Annotated in this window: 16 protein-coding genes; 4 read left to right on the top strand and 12 right to left on the bottom strand. The window is 63.0% G+C overall.

Annotated features, from left to right (window positions below):
- Positions 1-6 precede the first annotated feature (6 nt).
- From OSH12_RS13970 to OSH12_RS13945, 6 genes are all read right to left on the bottom strand, one after another.
- Positions 7-969: a mannonate dehydratase gene (locus tag OSH12_RS13970; RefSeq protein ID WP_266344177.1), complete on the bottom strand. Its 963-nt coding sequence runs from the start codon at positions 967-969 to the stop codon at positions 7-9.
- A gap of 84 nt (positions 970-1,053) precedes the next feature.
- The gene (locus OSH12_RS13965; RefSeq protein ID WP_266344176.1) at positions 1,054-2,058 is read right to left on the bottom strand and encodes an ABC transporter ATP-binding protein; all 1,005 of its coding nucleotides are present in this window, start codon (positions 2,056-2,058) and stop codon (positions 1,054-1,056) included.
- A 1-nt stretch (position 2,059) separates the two neighbouring features.
- On the bottom strand, positions 2,060-3,112 hold the full coding sequence (locus tag OSH12_RS13960) for an ABC transporter ATP-binding protein (protein ID WP_266344175.1): 1,053 nt from the start codon (positions 3,110-3,112) through the stop codon (positions 2,060-2,062).
- Between the two features lie 5 nt (positions 3,113-3,117).
- On the bottom strand, positions 3,118-4,026 hold the full coding sequence (locus tag OSH12_RS13955) for an ABC transporter permease (protein WP_266344174.1): 909 nt from the start codon (positions 4,024-4,026) through the stop codon (positions 3,118-3,120).
- A 13-nt stretch (positions 4,027-4,039) separates the two neighbouring features.
- The gene (locus OSH12_RS13950; RefSeq protein WP_266344173.1) at positions 4,040-5,038 is read right to left on the bottom strand and encodes an ABC transporter permease; all 999 of its coding nucleotides are present in this window, start codon (positions 5,036-5,038) and stop codon (positions 4,040-4,042) included.
- A gap of 90 nt (positions 5,039-5,128) precedes the next feature.
- Positions 5,129-6,922 (bottom strand): ABC transporter substrate-binding protein, encoded by a 1,794-nt coding sequence (locus tag OSH12_RS13945; protein WP_266344172.1) that lies wholly within the window; start codon positions 6,920-6,922, stop codon positions 5,129-5,131.
- A 557-nt stretch (positions 6,923-7,479) separates the two neighbouring features.
- On the opposite strand from OSH12_RS13945, the gene OSH12_RS13940 reads away from it, so the two are divergent.
- A complete protein-coding gene (locus OSH12_RS13940; protein ID WP_266344171.1) occupies positions 7,480-8,526 on the top strand; it encodes a mannonate dehydratase in 1,047 nt (348 codons plus the stop codon).
- A gap of 246 nt (positions 8,527-8,772) precedes the next feature.
- Here OSH12_RS13940 and OSH12_RS13935 read toward each other — a convergent pair whose 3' ends face one another.
- The 6 genes from OSH12_RS13935 to OSH12_RS13910 form a co-directional block, all read right to left on the bottom strand.
- Entirely contained in the window at positions 8,773-9,483 is a 711-nt protein-coding gene (locus tag OSH12_RS13935; protein ID WP_266344170.1) for a GntR family transcriptional regulator, read from the bottom strand.
- A gap of 262 nt (positions 9,484-9,745) precedes the next feature.
- A complete protein-coding gene (locus OSH12_RS13930) occupies positions 9,746-11,161 on the bottom strand; it encodes an ABC transporter ATP-binding protein (protein WP_266344169.1) in 1,416 nt (471 codons plus the stop codon).
- A complete protein-coding gene (locus OSH12_RS13925; RefSeq protein WP_266344168.1) occupies positions 11,152-11,916 on the bottom strand; it encodes an energy-coupling factor transporter transmembrane component T family protein in 765 nt (254 codons plus the stop codon). The genes OSH12_RS13930 and OSH12_RS13925 overlap by 10 nt, the downstream gene beginning before the upstream one ends.
- Entirely contained in the window at positions 11,916-12,512 is a 597-nt protein-coding gene (locus OSH12_RS13920) for an ECF transporter S component (RefSeq protein ID WP_266344167.1), read from the bottom strand. Before OSH12_RS13920 ends, OSH12_RS13925 begins: the two co-directional genes overlap by 1 nt.
- Positions 12,513-12,584: 72 nt before the next feature.
- The gene (locus tag OSH12_RS13915) at positions 12,585-13,016 is read right to left on the bottom strand and encodes a PPC domain-containing DNA-binding protein (RefSeq protein WP_266344166.1); all 432 of its coding nucleotides are present in this window, start codon (positions 13,014-13,016) and stop codon (positions 12,585-12,587) included.
- Between the two features lie 247 nt (positions 13,017-13,263).
- Positions 13,264-14,013, bottom strand: coding sequence for a F0F1 ATP synthase subunit A (locus OSH12_RS13910; protein ID WP_266344406.1), 750 nt, complete (start codon positions 14,011-14,013; stop codon positions 13,264-13,266).
- Between the two features lie 427 nt (positions 14,014-14,440).
- Between OSH12_RS13910 and OSH12_RS13905 the strand changes: the two genes are divergently transcribed.
- The 3 genes from OSH12_RS13905 (at position 14,441) to OSH12_RS13895 (ending at position 16,820) form a co-directional block, all read left to right on the top strand.
- Positions 14,441-15,340 carry a polysaccharide deacetylase family protein gene (locus OSH12_RS13905; protein WP_266344165.1) on the top strand — a complete coding sequence of 300 codons (900 nt, stop codon included), beginning with the start codon at positions 14,441-14,443 and terminating at the stop codon, positions 15,338-15,340.
- Positions 15,341-15,417: 77 nt separating this feature from the next.
- A complete protein-coding gene (locus tag OSH12_RS13900) occupies positions 15,418-15,723 on the top strand; it encodes a hypothetical protein (protein ID WP_266344164.1) in 306 nt (101 codons plus the stop codon).
- Positions 15,723-16,820: a CobW family GTP-binding protein gene (locus OSH12_RS13895; RefSeq protein WP_266344163.1), complete on the top strand. Its 1,098-nt coding sequence runs from the start codon at positions 15,723-15,725 to the stop codon at positions 16,818-16,820. Before OSH12_RS13900 ends, OSH12_RS13895 begins: the two co-directional genes overlap by 1 nt.
- Positions 16,821-17,190 lie beyond the last annotated feature (370 nt).

Raw genomic sequence — 17,190 nt, 5'->3', positions numbered from 1 at the left:
CCGGTCCTATGACGCGTAAACGGCTTGATGCAGGCCGCGGATGTAGCCGATGGCATAGAGCCGACCGAAGGCTGAGTAGCCGGCATGCTCGTTGCTATCGCCCTCGACGGTCGGCACGTGGTCGGGACGCAGCACGCCGTCGAAACCGATATCGCGATAGGCCTGCATGCAGGCCAGCATGTCGGTTTTGCCGGCGTCGTGCCACGCTTCCTCGAAGCGCTGCGGCGTGCCCAGCACATCACGGAAATGCACGAACGAGATCTTCTTGCCGAAGGAGCGAATGGCGGCGGGCAGATCGTCGGTCATCAGGGTAAAATTGCCCTGGCAGAGCGTGATCGTGCTCATCGGGCTCGGTACCAGTTCGACCAGGCGACGATAATTGTCGATCGAGCGCATGATGCGGCCGACGCCGCGGATCGGCGAGAGTGGCGGATCATCCGGGTGCATTGAGATCTTGACGTTCGCCTTCTCGGCGACCGGCAGGACCTTTTTCAGGAAGTATTCGAGGTTGGTCCAGAGCGCCTCTTCATCGATCGGCGGATTGCTGGTGAGATCGGCCGGCACATCGTCGATATCGAAGCTGGTGACGACCGAGCCGCCGCGCGACGGCGTGGCGAGATTGGTGCGCACCCAGTTGAAGTCGGTCATCCACTCGTAGCACCACACCGGAATGCCGAGCTTGCCCATGCTTTCGAGCAAGGTGCAGACGGTGGCGATCTCCTCGTCGCGTCCTGGCAGGCCGCGCTTCGCCTTGTTGAGCGGCGGCCGCGCCTCGATCACGCGCAATTCGAACCCATTGGCCTCGTAGTTGGCCTTCATCCGCGTCAGCGGCGCCAGATCCCAAGGCGCGTCCCCGGGCCGGAGATCATCGGATGGCAGGCCGCCGACCGCCAGATCGACGCCCGCCTGCTTGGCAAGCCTCCAGACCGGCGACGGCGTCGGGCTGATGAATTCGGCTATTTCGAGCATGGTAGAAAATTCCCGTGTCTGCGACCGATCCGACGACCGGCATCGAGGTGAGAAATCTCAGAAGGTTGGACCGCGAGACCGGCCTCAGGCCGGCAGGAGTTGAGAGAGACGCTCCATCGCGACGTGCGGCTGCGCGTGGTGGAGAAAGCAGGAGGCGGTGTGGGTCGGGTTGATCTCGAACAGCGGCGGCTCGGTCGCGCAGATATCCATCGCCTTCGGACAGCGCGAACGGAACCGGCAACCGCTTCCCCCGCCCCCGGCTTCGCGCGCCTTGATCGGCTGCGCGCCCCAGCGCTGGTCCAGATTGGGCCAGGGGATCGAGTCGACCAGAAGCTGCGTATAGGGGTGCTGCGGATCCTTGATCACCGTATCGACATCACCCGCTTCCATGACCGAGCCGCGATAGAGCACAATGATGGATTTCGCGATGTGATAGGCGGTGGTCAAATCGTGCGTGATGTAGATGATCGAGACGCCATGATCGCGCTGCAGGTTGCGCAGCGTTTCCAGGATGGTGGCCCGCAGCGACGCGTCCACCATCGATACGGGCTCGTCCGCGATCAGCAGCTTTGGCTTCAGCAAAAGGGCGCGCGCCACGTTGATGCGCTGGCGTTGGCCGCCCGAAAGCTGGTGCGGGAAACGTCCCAGAATGTCTTCCGGACGCAGGCCGACCGCCGTCAGCGCCTCCTCCATCTTGTTGCGGGCGTCTGCCTTCGACTTCGCCAGCTTGAAGCGCTTGATCGGCACGGTCAGCAGGTGGTCGACCGTATAGAACGGGTTGAACACCGCGAAAGGATCCTGGAACACCGCCTGGACCTCGCGGCGATAGGCCATCTTTTCCTCGCCGCGCAGCGTCGAGATATCCCGTCCGCGATAGATGATCTGACCCGTCGTGGGCGCGGTAAAACCGAGCAAAAGCATGGCCAGGGTGGTCTTGCCGCTTCCGCTCTCGCCCGCGACGGTGAGGATCGTCGGCTCGTCTTCGCGCAGCGTCAGCGAGAAATTGCTCAGAGCCACATTGGACTGAGCGTTGATCAGGCCGCGCGAATAGACCTTGGAGATATTCTCCAGCCGCAAAAGATCAGCCATGTCAGGTCCTCCCTTCGTGGAGGGCTTCACCATCATAGAGATGGCAGGTGACGCTTCGACCGCCGGGCAGGATCTGTGCCTCCGGGCGTATCGTGCTGCAGGTCGGCATGACGCTGGCGCAGCGCGGATGGAAGGCGCAGCCGCTGGGCAGTCGCAGCAGCGACGGCGCCAGGCCGGGAATGCCCTGGAAGACGCCCTTGTTGTCGAGGCTCGGCAGACTGCTGATCAGCGCCCGCGAATAGGGGTGCTTCGGGTCCGTGAACATCTCGCGCACCGTGCTCATTTCGACGAGCCGGCCGGCATACATCACCGCCACCCGATCGACGAACTGCGCCATCAGGCCCATGTCGTGGCCGATCAGGATTACGGCGGCGTTGATCGCCTTCTGGACGTTGTCGATCGTCTCCATCACCTGTCGCTGGGTGACGACGTCGAGCGCACTGGTCGGCTCGTCGGCGATGATCACGTCGGGATCGAGCAGGATGCCGATGGCGATGCAGACGCGCTGCTTCATGCCGCCGGAAAGCTCATGCGCGAACATCTTGAAGACGCTCGCATCGAGATCGACGGATTGCAACGCCCGCTTGCACCGCGCCTCGATTGCCGGGCGAGCCTCATCCGGCAGATGCGACTTCACCGCGTCCATCATCTGCGCGCCGATCTTCATCACCGGATTGAGCGAGTTCATCGCGCCCTGCGGGATATAGGCGATGCGGCTCAGCCGCGCCTTGCGCATGCCCTCCTGGTCCAGCGACATCAGGTCAGTGTCGCCGACGATCACCTGGCCACCTTCGATCCGGCCTGGCGGCTTGATCATCCGCATCATGGCGAGCGCCAGCGTGCTCTTGCCGGAGCCGGACTCCCCAACCATGCCGAGTTTCTCGCCGGCTTTCAGTGTGAAGCTCACATTGTCGAGCGCCTTCGCACGGCCCGAGTCGGTATAGTAGGTCACCTCGAGGTTGCGGACGCGGAGGATCGGTTCTGCCGCCATGGCACCGACGGAGTGTATCGGAACGCGCGGCTGAACCACGCCTTGCACGAGCGTTACGTTCATTGCCGTCACTCCGTCCTGCGCACGCGCGGATTGGCCAACTCATCCAGTCCCATATTGATGAGCGCGAGAGACCCGAGGATCAGGATCATTCCCACGGAGGGGATGATCGGCCACCACCACCAGCCATTGAAGATGGCGCCCTGGCTCTGGGCGGCCCAGATGATGTTGCCGAGCAGCGGCTCGCGCAGGGGCCCAAGCCCGAGCACGGCGAGGTAGAACGCCGCGAACACCGCCACGAAAACCTGAGCCACAAAAGCGGCCGCGATGAACGGCAGCAGGCAGGGCAGGATCTCCTTGAAGATGATGCCGAGATCGCTGACGCCGGAAAGCTTCGCCACCGAGACGAACTGCCTCTCCTTCATCGTCAGGACCTGGGCCCGGATCACCAGCGTCGGCCCCATCCAGGCAAGCAGCACCACGATCATCGCCATGGTGACGATCGTGACGTCGCGCTTGTCGAGCGATCCGGCGATCACGACCTGGATCAGCAGCACCGGGATCGGCGCCAGGACCTGACAGATCGTCCGGATCGTGCCGTCGATCCAGCCGCCGAAATAGGCCGAGATAAAGCCGAGAACGACGCCGATGAACGTTCCAAGTCCGCCCGCCAACACGCCGATGAAGGCCGTCTGCCACATGCCCACCACCATGGCGGCGAGCAGGTCGCGACCGAAGAAATCCGTGCCGAATGGATACTTCCAGCTCGGCGGCTTCTTGAGCGCCACCGAGAGCGGATAGGCGTTCTTGGTATTGACGGTCAGCAGGCCGATGACGGTGAAAGCCACGAGCGCGAGCAGGATCAGCAGACCGATGGCGAGGCCCTTGTTGCGGCGCAGATAGCGCAACAGCAGGACCAGGCTTCCCGGGCGTTCGATCGACGCCTGCGTAGAGGGCGGTAGCGCGATAGCGGACATGATGCCTGCCCTCCTATGATTGCCGGACGCGGGGATCGAGCAGCGGATAGAGGAACTCGACGATGGTCATCAGCACGGCGACGGTGATCGTGATGAACAGCACGATGCCGTAGATCGTCGGGAAATCGTTCGAGCGGATGGCGAGATTGAGCATCGTGCCAATACCCGGCAGACCGAACAGACCTTCGACGATGATGGCTGAAGTCACGACGGTGCCGAGAGCCAGGGCGAAGCCGGTCACCTGCGGCAGCAGCGCGTTGCGCATGTAGTAATCGCGGAAAATCCGGCCGCCGGTCAGCCCCTTGTGTTCGGCGAAATTCACGTAGTCTTCGCCCTGGATGGTGATGCCCATGCCGCGCATGGATAGCACCCAGCCACCGACGGAGCCGAAGATTAGGGACAGTGCCGGCAGGATCTGGTGCCGGAGCATGTCGAGGGCAAAGCCCCAGGAAAGGTTCGGCACCTGGCCAACGGAATAAGCACCGCCGAGCGGCAGCCACTTGAGCTTGAAGCCGATGAAGAAGATCAGAAGAATGGCCATGATCACAGGCGGTACGCCCGTCAGCAGGATGAAGGGTGTCGCAACCGCGCGCATCCACTTCGGCGCTCGCGGCCAGGCCGAGATCCCGCCCAGCAGATTGCCGATGAGAAAGCTCAAAATCGTCGAGACCAGCAACAGGCCGATCGTCCACGGCAAGGATTGCGCGATCAGGTCTGAGACCGTCGATGGATAGCGGTAAAGCGAATAGCCGAAATCCAGCCGCACGATGTTGTGGAGATACTGCCAGTATTGCTCCAGCAAGGGCCGATCGAGGCCGAACTGCTGCTGCATCGAGGCGATGATCTTCTCCATGTCGCCGGGCGAGAAGCCGCCGGTCCGGGCCAGTTCGCCGAACCGTTCGCGCAGCGCGTTTCGGCTCGACAGGCGCGGGATGAAGAAGACGATGGTCGACGCCGCCCATATAACGAGAACGAGGAAGACCAGGCGTTTGATGACAAACTTGAGGGTCACGAGCGCATTCCTGGTATTTCTTGCCGGTGTGGTGCTTGCCGGTCGGGATGGTGCGCGCCGACCCGGCGCGCACCCCTTTTCGCAAGCGGCTTACTTCGCGCCCGCGGGCTGAAGCGCCGTGATCACCGGCAGGCCGGTATGAGCCCAGAACGCGCCATTGGCACCCGAGGCAAGGTTGGTCGAGCTCGGCCAGTTCTTCCAGTAGTGGTTGTTGTAGGGGATGCGGTGCAGCCACTGGATCACCGGCACGTCGATGACGTCGCGCCAGTAGATGCCAAGAGCCTTGGCCGCCCCTTCCTGGAACTTGGGATCGTCCGAACCAAGCGGAGAGATCTCGTCCAGGATCGCGTCGAACTCCGGATTCTTGTAACGCGAGAACCGGTTGTTGCCGGCGGCGGAGCCGATGGTGCCGCTGAACTTGCCGTGGAAGAGGTTCAGCGCCTCAAACGGATCGAACAAGCTGGCGCCATGACCGAACAGGTAGAGGCCCGCCTTGCCGTCGACCATGTTCTGGAAGGCATCGGTACCGAAGTTCACGTTGGCATCGAAGCCCGCCTGGCGCAGCATTTCCGCCAGAATCGGGGCGATATCACCGTGGATGGTTTCGAAAGCCTGGATCGTCGCGTCGAAGGTCTTGCCGTCCTTGGCCCAAAGGCCGTCGCCGTCCTTGGTGAAGCCGGCCTCGGTCATGAGCTTGGCGCTCTCTTCCTGGTCGAACTTGCCCGGCTCGTACTTCGCCTGCTCTGCCTTTACCGCTTCCGAATCTGCGAACTTCTGCAGGTTCGGATAGAGCGGGAACGGATAGATGGTGGCGATCTTGGCGCCGTCATACAGCACTTCATTGATACGCTCGCGATCGATGGCGAGGCTGATCGCCTTGCGCACGCGCACATCATTGTAAGGCGGCAGACTATCGTTCATCCAGAGAGAATTCGGCCACCAGTCGAGATAGCCATAGGGTGACTCGGTGCCGGTCCAGGATTGGATATCCTTGTTCTGCTCGAGGATATTGGCAATGATCTGGGCCCGCATATCGACCGAGCTATCGAACTCGTTGTTGACCAGGCGCTGGGCCACGGTGTCGATCGGCTGGTTCAGGATATTGACGACCACGACCCGCTTGACGGCAGGCTCGGCCGAGCGGCCGGCCTTCACGCCCCACCAGTCGGGACGCAGGTCGAGAATCTTCTGGTTGGCGTTCCAGGCCACGACATCATAGGGCCCGGAATGCGGGATCTGGTCGACGCCAACCGCCTTGGTCGGGTCTTCCTGGGCCTGCATCCATTCCGCCTGCACGATCGGCAGGCCGGTATCGAACTTCTCCGTCAGCACCTCGAATTTGAAGCGCGGCGCCGGCTGCTTGAACTTCACCTCGACCGTCAGGTCATCCTTGGCGGTGACGCTTTCGACGAACTGGTCGAAATGGGTGTGATAGGGCAAGGTTTCGCGCTTCATCTGCCCTTCGAACGTATAGACAACGTCCTTGGACGTAACAGGCTTGCCATCACTCCACTTCGCGTCCTTGTTCAGCTTGATTTCGAGCGCGGTATAATCCTTGTTTGTATATTCCATGCTGTCGGCGAGCCAAGGGATGTATTCGCCCTTGAAGATGCCGAAATACATCAGCGGCTCGAACAGAAGATTATTGCCCTCCTGGTGGGTGTAGCCTGGCAGCACCCACGGATTGGTGGCGCCGATCGACGTGCCACCGGCAACGCCCCAACCGAGAATGAGCGACTGATCGCGCGGAACCTCGGGCAGAGCCCCCTTTGGCGTGATTTCCTGTGCAGCGGGTAGTCCCGCACTCTGCGCGAAAGACGCAGTGGGCGCCAGAATGGCCGCAACGACCATGAGTGCGCCGGTAATACCTTTCAGATTGACCATATGACAGAGATCCTCCCTTGCTGTCGAATGGAACAACTTCTGTATTTTAGCATTCCAACCGCCCGCCAACTTTCTTGTTACGGCTTATCTGGCGGTATCCTTCATTGCGGATGCTCTATTCAGGCATGTTTTCTATTTCGGGAATCCCGAACGTGGCCAAATCAACTTGCATCCGCAGCGAACCATTCAAGCGAAGTGCAAGCTGGCGCCTCGTCGCCTCGCTCACACCACCCAACACACGTAGCCGACCCTCGATCAGACAATAGTATTCAGCCGGAAAAAATCGCCGGAAGAACATAGCTGCATGAATACATTTTGTCCGAATCATACTTGATCGGAATCTTTTGGCTTCATCCCCTCGCGGTATTGCAATTCATGAAAGCAATCCGCTATTTTTATATTGTTGCCTAAGCGTTATGGCAGTTTAACGACTCGGTCAATCACGAACCATCCTTCAGCCTGCTAAATTTCAGGACTCCAGTCCCTCCATCGGCACGTTCTGTTCTGCAGGTCGCCCACGCCCCCGAGCCCACGACCATCACGAGGACGAATAATCCATGACGGAAGCCGCCATGCGCGTCGCAGTCGGTCAGTTCCATGAACTTTCGGACGAAAAACTCCGTTTCGCCGCACAGATCGGCGTCAACGGAATCCAGATGAACAACCCCACGCTTCCCGGCGACAGCTATTGGGAAGAGGCGGACATTCGAAAGCTGGTCGACAGGATCGAGGCAGCCGGCCTCACCTTCGAGGCAATTGAAAACGTGCCGACCCATTTCTACAACAAGGCGATGCTCGGCCTGCCTGGCCGCGACGAGCAGATCGAGAACTACTGCCGGACGGTGCGCAATGTCGGCCGCGCGGGCGTGCCGATCCTGGGCCTGCACTTCATGCCGAACTCGGTATGGCGCACCGAGCGCCGGGCGCCGGGGCGCGGCGGCGCCGGCAATACCCGCTTCGAACTGGCAAAGGTCGAGGCGGCGACCAAGGCGGATTGGCGTGGCTTCATGCCGACGACGCTTGGCCGTGCCGACTCCATGCCCGTCTTCGATGAAGAAGACGGCATCATCACCGCCGAGATGATGTGGGCCAACTACATCTACTTCATGGATGCCGTGCTGCCGGTCGCCGAAGAGGCTGGGGTCAGGATCGCGCTCCACCCCGACGATCCGCCGGTGCCAATGCTGGGCGGCGTCGCGCGCATCTTCAAGGAGCCGACCGATTTCAAGCGCGCCTATACCCGCTATGCGGACAGCCCGTCCTGGGGCCTCGACCTCTGCCTCGGCTGCTGCTCGGAAATGCCAGGCGGCGCGGAGAACGTGAGGGATCTCATCAGCTTCTTCGCCCCGAAGGGCCGGATCTTCTACATCCACTTTCGCGACGTGCAGGGCACGGTGCCGGACTTCATCGAATGCTTCATCGGCGAGGGCAATTTCAACCCGGCCGAAGTGATGACGCTGCTGAAGAAGAGCGGCTTCTCCGGCTTCCTGCTCGACGACCACGTCCCGCATATGGACGATGACACCGACTGGAACCATCGCGGCCGCGCCCATGCGGTGGGCTACATGCAGGGCCTGTTGCGGATGGCCGAATTGGCCGACTAGGGCAGCGCTTCTGACAACCACCGTATTGGCGGCAGTGCGGAAATACAGGCGCCCCGAGCGGATCGGGGCGCTTCGTCGCCAAGAGGCGCGGACAGTTCTTCGAAGAAGCCGGACGACAAGAGAACGACTCAAAGCCACCCTGTCCCGGCCGGTTGACGGCAGGGACGCAGCACCAACGACAGTCTTGACGCATTCCGTCAATTCCAACGGCCAGGCCGTCTTCGTCATGGCGTTTCCTCGGCGTGATCAGGTGTAGGGTGGCAACTCCGCCTTATCGTTCTGGTTGTCACGCCGCGCGGCGCGCATTTGCTCGATGATGTGACGGCCCGAACCTTCGACATGCCGCGCGACGACCATGGCCGCAGCCGTCTCGTCCTGTGCCTTGATGGCTTCCAGCAGATCGGCGTGATCGCGCATCACCGCCGCCTGCCGCCCGAGCGAGATACGATGCCGGCGGCTGATCGCGCGCAGAATCTCGCGGTGTTTCCACCAGAGCTGGACCAGTTGCCGGTTGTAGTGGCGCTCATACATCGTGTGATGGAACTGGGTGTCGAGCCAACCATGACGCACCGGATCGGCATAGTTTAGCTGCAGCATCTCAGAGTGAAGCGCTTCCAGTGTCGCAATATTCGCATCGGTGGCGATACCGACGAACCAGCGCGTCAGGGCTGGCTCGATCAGCACCTCGATCTCGTAGATGTCGCGAATGAAATCCTCGTCGATCGGCCGAACCCGGGCGCCTCGGTTGGGCGCCATCACGACAAACCCTTCGCCGCGCAACTGATGCAACGCCTCGCGAATGGGATTGGTCGAGGTGCCGAGCCTCTCGGCCAGATCGGCCACGATCAGCCGCCCGTTGGCCGGCAGGCTTCCCGAAATAATCTCTTCGCGAATGGCTTCATAGACCGAGGCCTCGCGGTCCAGCGTCGGCAACTCCAGGCTCGGTACGATGCTCATGGATCGCGCAGCCCCGACATCCGCATGCCCGCCATCCGCTCCGGACAAAAGCACGCGATCGAATGAAGATTATGTACGATTGATGCCGAAGATTACACACGATGTCGAGTCTTGATAAACGACCGCATGCAGCGAGCCTGCATGCGAGCTGCCCGTTGGCGTTAAACAACCAAGATTTCAGTGCCACGATCGATGAATTGAACCAGCAGAAGCGCCACGGCTCCGCTCGACAATCCACCCATCAATGCTCCGCTGGCACGGCTTAACGCGCGCCGAGGTCGAGGATGGCGGTGGCGTTGCGGGCGACGAAATCGAGATCGTGGCTGATGATGACGGTCGCCGTGCCGGCCGCCCGTTCCGCCGCCAGGATCGCCTCCAGCCGTTCGGTGTGAACGGCGTCGAGGCCGCGCTGGGCCTCGTCGAGCAGCAGCAGTTTCGGTGCGTTGGCGAGCACCGAGGCGATGGCGACGAAGCGCTGCTGCGCATGCGTCAGGTCAAGCGGATGACGATCCGCCTCGACGACAAGCCCGGTCCGGGTCAAAGCCGCGTCACGCCGGCTCTCGATCACGGCCTTGGCTACGCCGAGCTGCCTCGGACCGAACTCGACCTCGCGGCGCACGGTCGGTTCGAAGATCTGGTATTCCGGCTCCTGGAACACGGTGCCGACATGCTGCGCCAGTTCGTCGACGCGGAGTTTTCGCGTATCGCGGCCGGCGATCTCGATCCGGCCCGCGCGGGGCTTCAGCAGACCGTTGATCAGCCGCAGCAGCGTGCTCTTGCCGGCGCCGTTCGGGCCGATCAGGGCGAGGATCTCCCCTGCCCCGACGCGAAAACTCAGATCCGTCAGCAGCGGAGCCGCGCCGGCATAGAGGAAGGAAAGTCTTTCCACGGCAAGAACCGGCGGCGATGCAGCTGCGCCGAGTGCCACGGGGACAGGCTCGTATGCTGCGGCCCGAAACGTCGGCAATGCAGAGAGCTTCGCCTCGGTCGCCGCGATGTCCGTTTTCGGAGGCAGTTCGAGAGGATCAACCTCGTGCAACCTCCCCTCTTCCAGCCGAAGCAGCCGACCGCCGAGTTGACGCAGCAACTCCGGCGACGTGTCGAGCCAGACCAGCGTCACCCGCCCGACGAGTTCGGCCAGGATGTCGAGCACCTCGCCGCGCGCCTCGGGATCGAGGTTCGAGACCGGTTCGTCGAGCACGAGGATTTCTGGCTCCATGGCGAGCGCCGCCGCCAGAACCAACCGCTGCTGCTCGCCGCCGGAGAGTGTGAACGGATCGCGCGCGGCAAGCCCCGTCAGCCCTGTCCGTTCCAGCGCCGCCTCGACGCGGCGGGCGATTTCTCCGCGCGGCAGCAGCAGGTTTTCCGGGCCGAAGGCGATCTCGTCGCGCACGCTGAAGGCACGGCCGGAGAGATGGCGGCTCGGTACCTGGCCGACATACTGGATCAGGCTGGCGCGCTCGGCGATCGAGCGCCCGGCGAGCGGCTTGCCATCGATCCGGACCGCATCACCATCTCCGCTCCAGCCGGAGAGGTGCCGGGCCAAAGTCGTCTTGCCGGAACCGTTGCCGCCAAGAATGGCGAGCGTCGTCCCGGCTTCAACAGAGAGATCGAGCTGGTCGAGAACGGTGGTGTTGCCGAAGGCGGCGGAAAGCCCCCGAATTTCAATCAAAGCCATAGGCGGACTGCGATCTGGAGAATGGCGAGTGCGAGCAGGACAATGCGCAGCGGGCGCTCGAACGGGGCATCGACGACCGGCTCCAGCGTGGTGCGGCGGGCATGGGCGCGAAAGCCGCGGCCGGCCAGAACATGGGCGCGCTCGTCCGCCTCGATCAGCGCCGTGGTGACCAGCGGCGCCACCAGCGCGGGAATGCTCTTCACGCGCGACAGGAAGCGGCCCTTCAACCGCAGTCCCCGCGTCGCCTGTGCGTCGCGGATCGCCTTGGCGCGGTTGCCGAAGGTCTCGATCATCAGCAAAGGGCTCGCGAACAGAAAAGCGAGCGCCGGCGGCCAGCCGGCGGCGTCGAAGGCGCGCAGCAGGACGGAGGGGTGCGTCGACGTGACCAAGACCAGCGACGCGGCGATGATGGCCGCGACCCGGCCGCCGATCGAGACCGCATGCGCCAGGCCGATATCGCTGATCGAGAGCGGCCCGATCAGCGGCCGCGCGTCGGGATGGACGATGAACAGCGCCTGCACGATCGAGATCGAGGCGACGAAGGGAAGCGCCGTCGCCGCGAACCGCTGCAGCACCGCGCGGCCCATGCCGAGCGCAAGCGCCATAAGCAGGATCAGCCCGACCAGCCCCCAGACCCAGGCGGGCGGCAGGACGAAGGTCAGGCTGACGATCCAGACCAGGCCGCAAAGCTTGGTCAAGGGATTGGCCCGATGGAGCCAGGACTCCACCGGGCTATAGAGAACGCCTGAAGCCATCAGGCGCGGCTGAACTTCAGATAGTCGTAGCCCGTGACCAGGCGCTGCGGCAGCTGGCGGACCAGAAGCCAGACGATCAGTGCGGTGACGACCTTGTCGATGATGTTGGAGCCGAACACGGTGAGCGCGACCGAGCCGAACAGCGACTGGCCGACCTGCGACAGGTAGGCGACGGCGAAATCGGAACCGGCGCCGGTGACGCCGCCGAACAGGTAGACCTGGATCGGCACGGCGACGAGGGTCAGGAAGAAAGCGATGACAACGCCGGAAATCGCCGCCTGCCAGAGTGTGCGGAACCAGCCGAGACGGGCCAGGATACCGGCGACGACGCCGATCACCAGCGCTACCGGCGCGAAGGCGGCGGCGACCGGATTGGTGAGAAGGCCCCAGATCAGGTTGGTCAGCAGGCCGGCAAGGCCGCCGGCGATCGGCCCGGCCAACACGGCGACCAGCACGGTGCCAATCGAATCGAGGAAGATCGGCAGGCGCAGCGCATCGTTGATCTGGCCGCCGACGATGTTGATGACGATCGCCGCCGCGATCAGGACGAGAACGCGCGTGCTGATGAGGCTCGCGGTAGCCGTGTTGGTCGTCATGGTCTCATACCCCCAGCTTGGTCTTGAACGTGGGATCGGCGCCAATCGGCGCGATCGCTTGGAAATTCCGGCTCAGTCGCGCGGCTTTACGATCAGTTCCTCGTAGCCCGAGAGCGCACAGAGCTCGCGGGTGAAGTCGAGGTCGGTCAATTCGGCGAGCACGATCTCGGCCGTGGTGTACACGGAGGAACCGGGGCCGAAATGGGCGCCGGTTGTGACGCCATGGCGGTCGGATAGCGCGATATGCAGGTGGTCGCCCTTGGCGTCGACGGTGCCGACCAGCGAGACGATCTCGAAATGGCCCTCGCGCTCGACCCAGACGCCGGTATTGGCGAAGCGCAGCGACGCCTTGGTCAGGCTGCCGACCACGGTGACGATGCTGACCGCCTTCAGTCCGTTATCATCGACGAACTTGCGCAGTTCGAGCGCGACGTCCTGGCCGGGCTTCAGCCGCAGCGCATAAAAACGGGCACCGCTCGAAGGGGCGACAGCGGAAGAGCTCATGGGAATGTCCTGTTGACTGCGCGTTTTGGAGAGCCTGCGATGGCGCTGCGGTCCTCCTGCCAGCAGGCGTAGGAGACCGCCGAAACGGCTGTCAATTTAAACTCGATCGGATCGGTAGAGTATTTCACTTTGCCGGGTCAGCAACAGAACGGCATGACATCGCCGCCCATCGCCGCAGCAATGGCATACCCCGGGGCGACGCATGCCGGACGACTCGCCCCAGGGTGATTCCGCCTATCGGGATGCCTCAGTGGCCCGGATGCAGCGCGTCGTTCAGATACATGCAGGTCAGCATGGTGAAGATGTAGGCTTGGATCATCGCCATCATGAGTTCGAGACCGGTAAGCGCCACGATCATGACGAGCGGCAGGAGCGCGCCGGCAATGCCGAGGCCGCCAAGCCCGCCGAGCGCGGCGACGAAGCCGGCAAAGACCTTCAGCGTGATGTGGCCGGCCAGCATGACGGCGAACAGACGCGCCGAATGGCTGATCGGCCGCGAGATGTAAGAGACCATCTCGATCGGCACGACGACCGGCGCCAGCGCCAGCGGCACGCCGGACGGCAGGAACAGCCGGAAGAACTTCCAGCCATTGCGCCAGAGGCCGTAGACGGTGACCGTGAGAAAGACGGTCATCGCCAGCGCGAAGGTGATGATGATCTGGCTGGTCACCGTGAAGGCATAGGGGAACATGCCAATCAGATTGGCGACCAGGATGAACATGAACAGCGAGAAGACCAGCGGGAAGAACCGCATCCCCTCGCGGCCGGCATTATCGCTGAGGGTCTTCGCAACGAATTCGTAGAGCACCTCCGCGACCGACTGCCAGCGCCCCGGCACCAGCGCGCGGGCCCGTGTCGACAGCGTGAGGAAGGCGAAGATGGCGGCCACCGTCAGCAGCATGAAGGCGGTCGAATTGGTGAAGGCGATCTTCTGCCCGCCGATTTCGGCGATGTGCAGCAACGTCTTGATTTCGAACTGTTCGATGGGCCCGGCCATCATGCACCTTTCATGTTGAAGGAATGCAGATCGCCGAGGCCCGGGACCGACGGTCCGGGGGCGCATGCAGACGCAACGAAGCGCCGCATGGGTGGTAGGCGCCGTTCGCTCGGGATCTGAAGGGGAATGCCCGAAATGATGTCGGGCTGAGGCATTCGTATGGGACAGAGCACGTCCACTATCTCCTATCGAGATAATGGGGCCGTCCCCGAATGCAGCGTCGATACGGGTCGTCCCGCACCTGAGCCGCCAATAACCGAGTTCGCCGCCAAGCTCAAGCGGGACGGCGTCCGCTCCTTGCCGTCAATCGTGGCAACTGCACAAAACCCTGCACAAATGAGTGTCTGGCCGGACCAATCCGATGCTGCAATGATCCGGCCACAGCGCCGTCGCGCTCCAAAAGATTGACCGGACGGAAAGGAACGACATGCCGAAAGAGATCTTCGTATCCTACGGGATCGACGTCGACGCCGTAGCCGGCTGGCTCGGCTCCTATGGCGGCGAGGACAGCCCTTGCGATATCTCGCGCGGCGCCTTTGCCGGCCATGTCGGCAGCGCCCGCCTGCTGCGGATGTTCGAGAAGTGGGGCATCCAGACCACCTGGTTCATCCCCGGCCACTCGATCGAGAGCTTCTGGACCGAGATGAAGGCCGTCGCCGACGCCGGCCACGAGATCGGCATGCATGGCTACAGCCATGAAAACCCGATCGCCATGACGCCCGAGCAGGAGGAAGCGATCTTCGACAAATGCGTCGAGCTGATCACCAAGCTCTCCGGCAAGCCGCCGCGCGGCTACGTCGCGCCGTGGTGGGAATTCGGCTCCAAGACCAACGAGCTGCTGAAGCAGAAGGGCATCAAGTACGACCACTCGCTGATGCACAACGACCATCACCCCTATTATGTGACGGTCGGCGACGAATGGACCAAGATCGATTACTCAAAGCATCCCTCGACCTGGATGAAGCCCTATGTCCAGGGCGAGGAGACCGACCTGATCGAGATCCCGGCCTCCTGGTATCTCGACGACCTGCCGCCGATGATGTTCATCAAGGCCTCGCCGAACAGCCACGGCTTCGTCAATCCGCGCGATATCGAGCAGATGTGGAAGGACCAGTTCGACTGGGTCTACGAGAACTACGACTATGCCGTGTTCCCGCTGACGATCCATCCCGACGTCTCGGGCAAGCCGCACGTGCTGAAGATGCATGAGCGCCTGTTCGAATACATGAAGGGTTTTGAGGGCGTGAAGTTCGTGACGATGGAAACCATCGCCGAGGATTTTGCAACGCGCTTCCCGAAAAACGGCACGGCACGCCCGCAGTCCTGATCGACATTTTGGCGCGGCGACGGTTTTTCGGACCGCCGCCGCGCCCCAACCGAGACACGGGCTGGAAAGACGAGACGATGTGCGGATTGTGCGGCGCCTTTGGCGGCAGCGACCACTGGACCGGCGGCAACGCGGCGACGGCGACCGGCCTGACGCCAGCGGCCGAACGACAGGCGCGCGCCCGCATCGCCAACCAGATCCTGAAGCCCTACGGGCTGACGCTCGACGAATGGGCCGGCCGCTTCACGCTCCGCGCCCGCAATGGCAAGACCGCCATCATCGACCATTTCGGCGCCATCTGGCCGGAAGCGGAAAAGCTGACCGGCCGGAGCTTCGACCCGCTCGACCCGGCAACCCTCGACCGGATGGAGGGGATTTCGTGATGACCGTTTCCGACGACGGCGACGACCGCATCACCGCCAATGTGCTGACCGGCTTTCTCGGCGCGGGCAAGACCTCGCTGCTGAAGCGCCTGCTCAGCCTCCCCTCGCTCGCCGGCACGGCAGTCATCATAAACGAGTTCGGCGAGGTCGGGCTCGACCATCTGCTGGTCGAGGCGATCGACGACGACATCGTGCTGCTGAAGAGCGGCTGCATCTGCTGCAACATCCGCACCGACCTGAAGGACGCGCTGCTGTCGCTGTTCGAACGCAGCCGCAATGGCGAGATCCCGCGCTTCTCGCGCATCGCCATCGAGACGACGGGCATCGCCGACCCGGCGCCGATCGTGGCGACCCTTTCCGCCGATCCGATGCTCCGCCATCACTTTCGGGTCGGCAACATCGTCACCGTCGTCGATGTGCCGAACGGCCTCGTCAATCTCGACGCCTTCGTGGAATCGCAGCGCCAGGTTGCCGTCGCCGACCGGCTCATCATCTCGAAGAGCGACATCGCCGCGCCCGAAGACACCGCCTACCTGCGCGCCCGGCTCGAAGCGCTCAATCCGGCGGCGGAGATCCTCGAACTCGACGAAACGATGCAGCCGGACGATGCGCTGTTCGTCCGCGACATCCACGACATCGTGGCACGCGGCCAGGAAGTCGCCCGTTGGCTCAAGGCCGAGACGCGCACGCATGCTGCTCACGGGCACCATCACGATCACGGTCATTCTCACCACCATGCGCATGAGCATGACGTCAACCGGCATGGCGACATCCGTGCCTTCGTGCTGATGGGCGACGCGCCGCTAAACTGGGCGCGCTTCGGCCTCTGGCTGTCAATGCTGCTCAACCGCCATGGCGGCGAGATCCTGCGCCTGAAAGGCCTGCTCGACATCGAGGGCAATGACAGCCCGGTCGTCATCCAGGGCGTGCAGCACCTGATCCACAAGCCGATGCACCTCGACCGCTGGCCGGATGGCGTCACTGGCACGCATCTCGTGGTGATCGCCAAGGGGCTAGACCCAGTGCTGGTCGAGCGTTCCTTCCGGGCCTTCAACGGCCTGGCGCAGCTGGCGGGCGGGCTGACCAAGGGCGCTTAGAATAAGTCTGGCGCTCCTGGAGCGGATTTCCGCAGGGCGCATCGTCAAGCTCGCCGTCATCCTCGCGAAGGCGAGGATCCATACACCCTGAACATTCGCAGGTCGGAACAGACCGAGGTCTTACCTCCGGCAACCCTGATGCATGGATCCTCGCCTTCGCGAGGATGACGGCAGAAACCCAGGGGGCCCCTCCGGGTAGATAGCAACCCTCACCCGCCGGCCTCCGGCCGTCGAGTTCTCCCCATGGGAGAGGTGAAGGCGTGAGCTATGACAGCAGGATCACGATCTTGTTCCCACGCTCGCCGTCATCCCGGCCCCCGAGCCGGGATCCATACAGCCGGGTCATCGGGAGGCCAAGCGACATCGGACC

Origin of the sequence: Kaistia terrae, from assembly GCF_026344005.1 — a bacterium.
Classification (GTDB): Bacteria; Pseudomonadota; Alphaproteobacteria; order Rhizobiales; family Kaistiaceae; genus Kaistia; species Kaistia terrae.
Note: the sequence above shows the minus strand (reverse complement) of the source record. Positions and strands in the feature narration are given on the sequence as shown.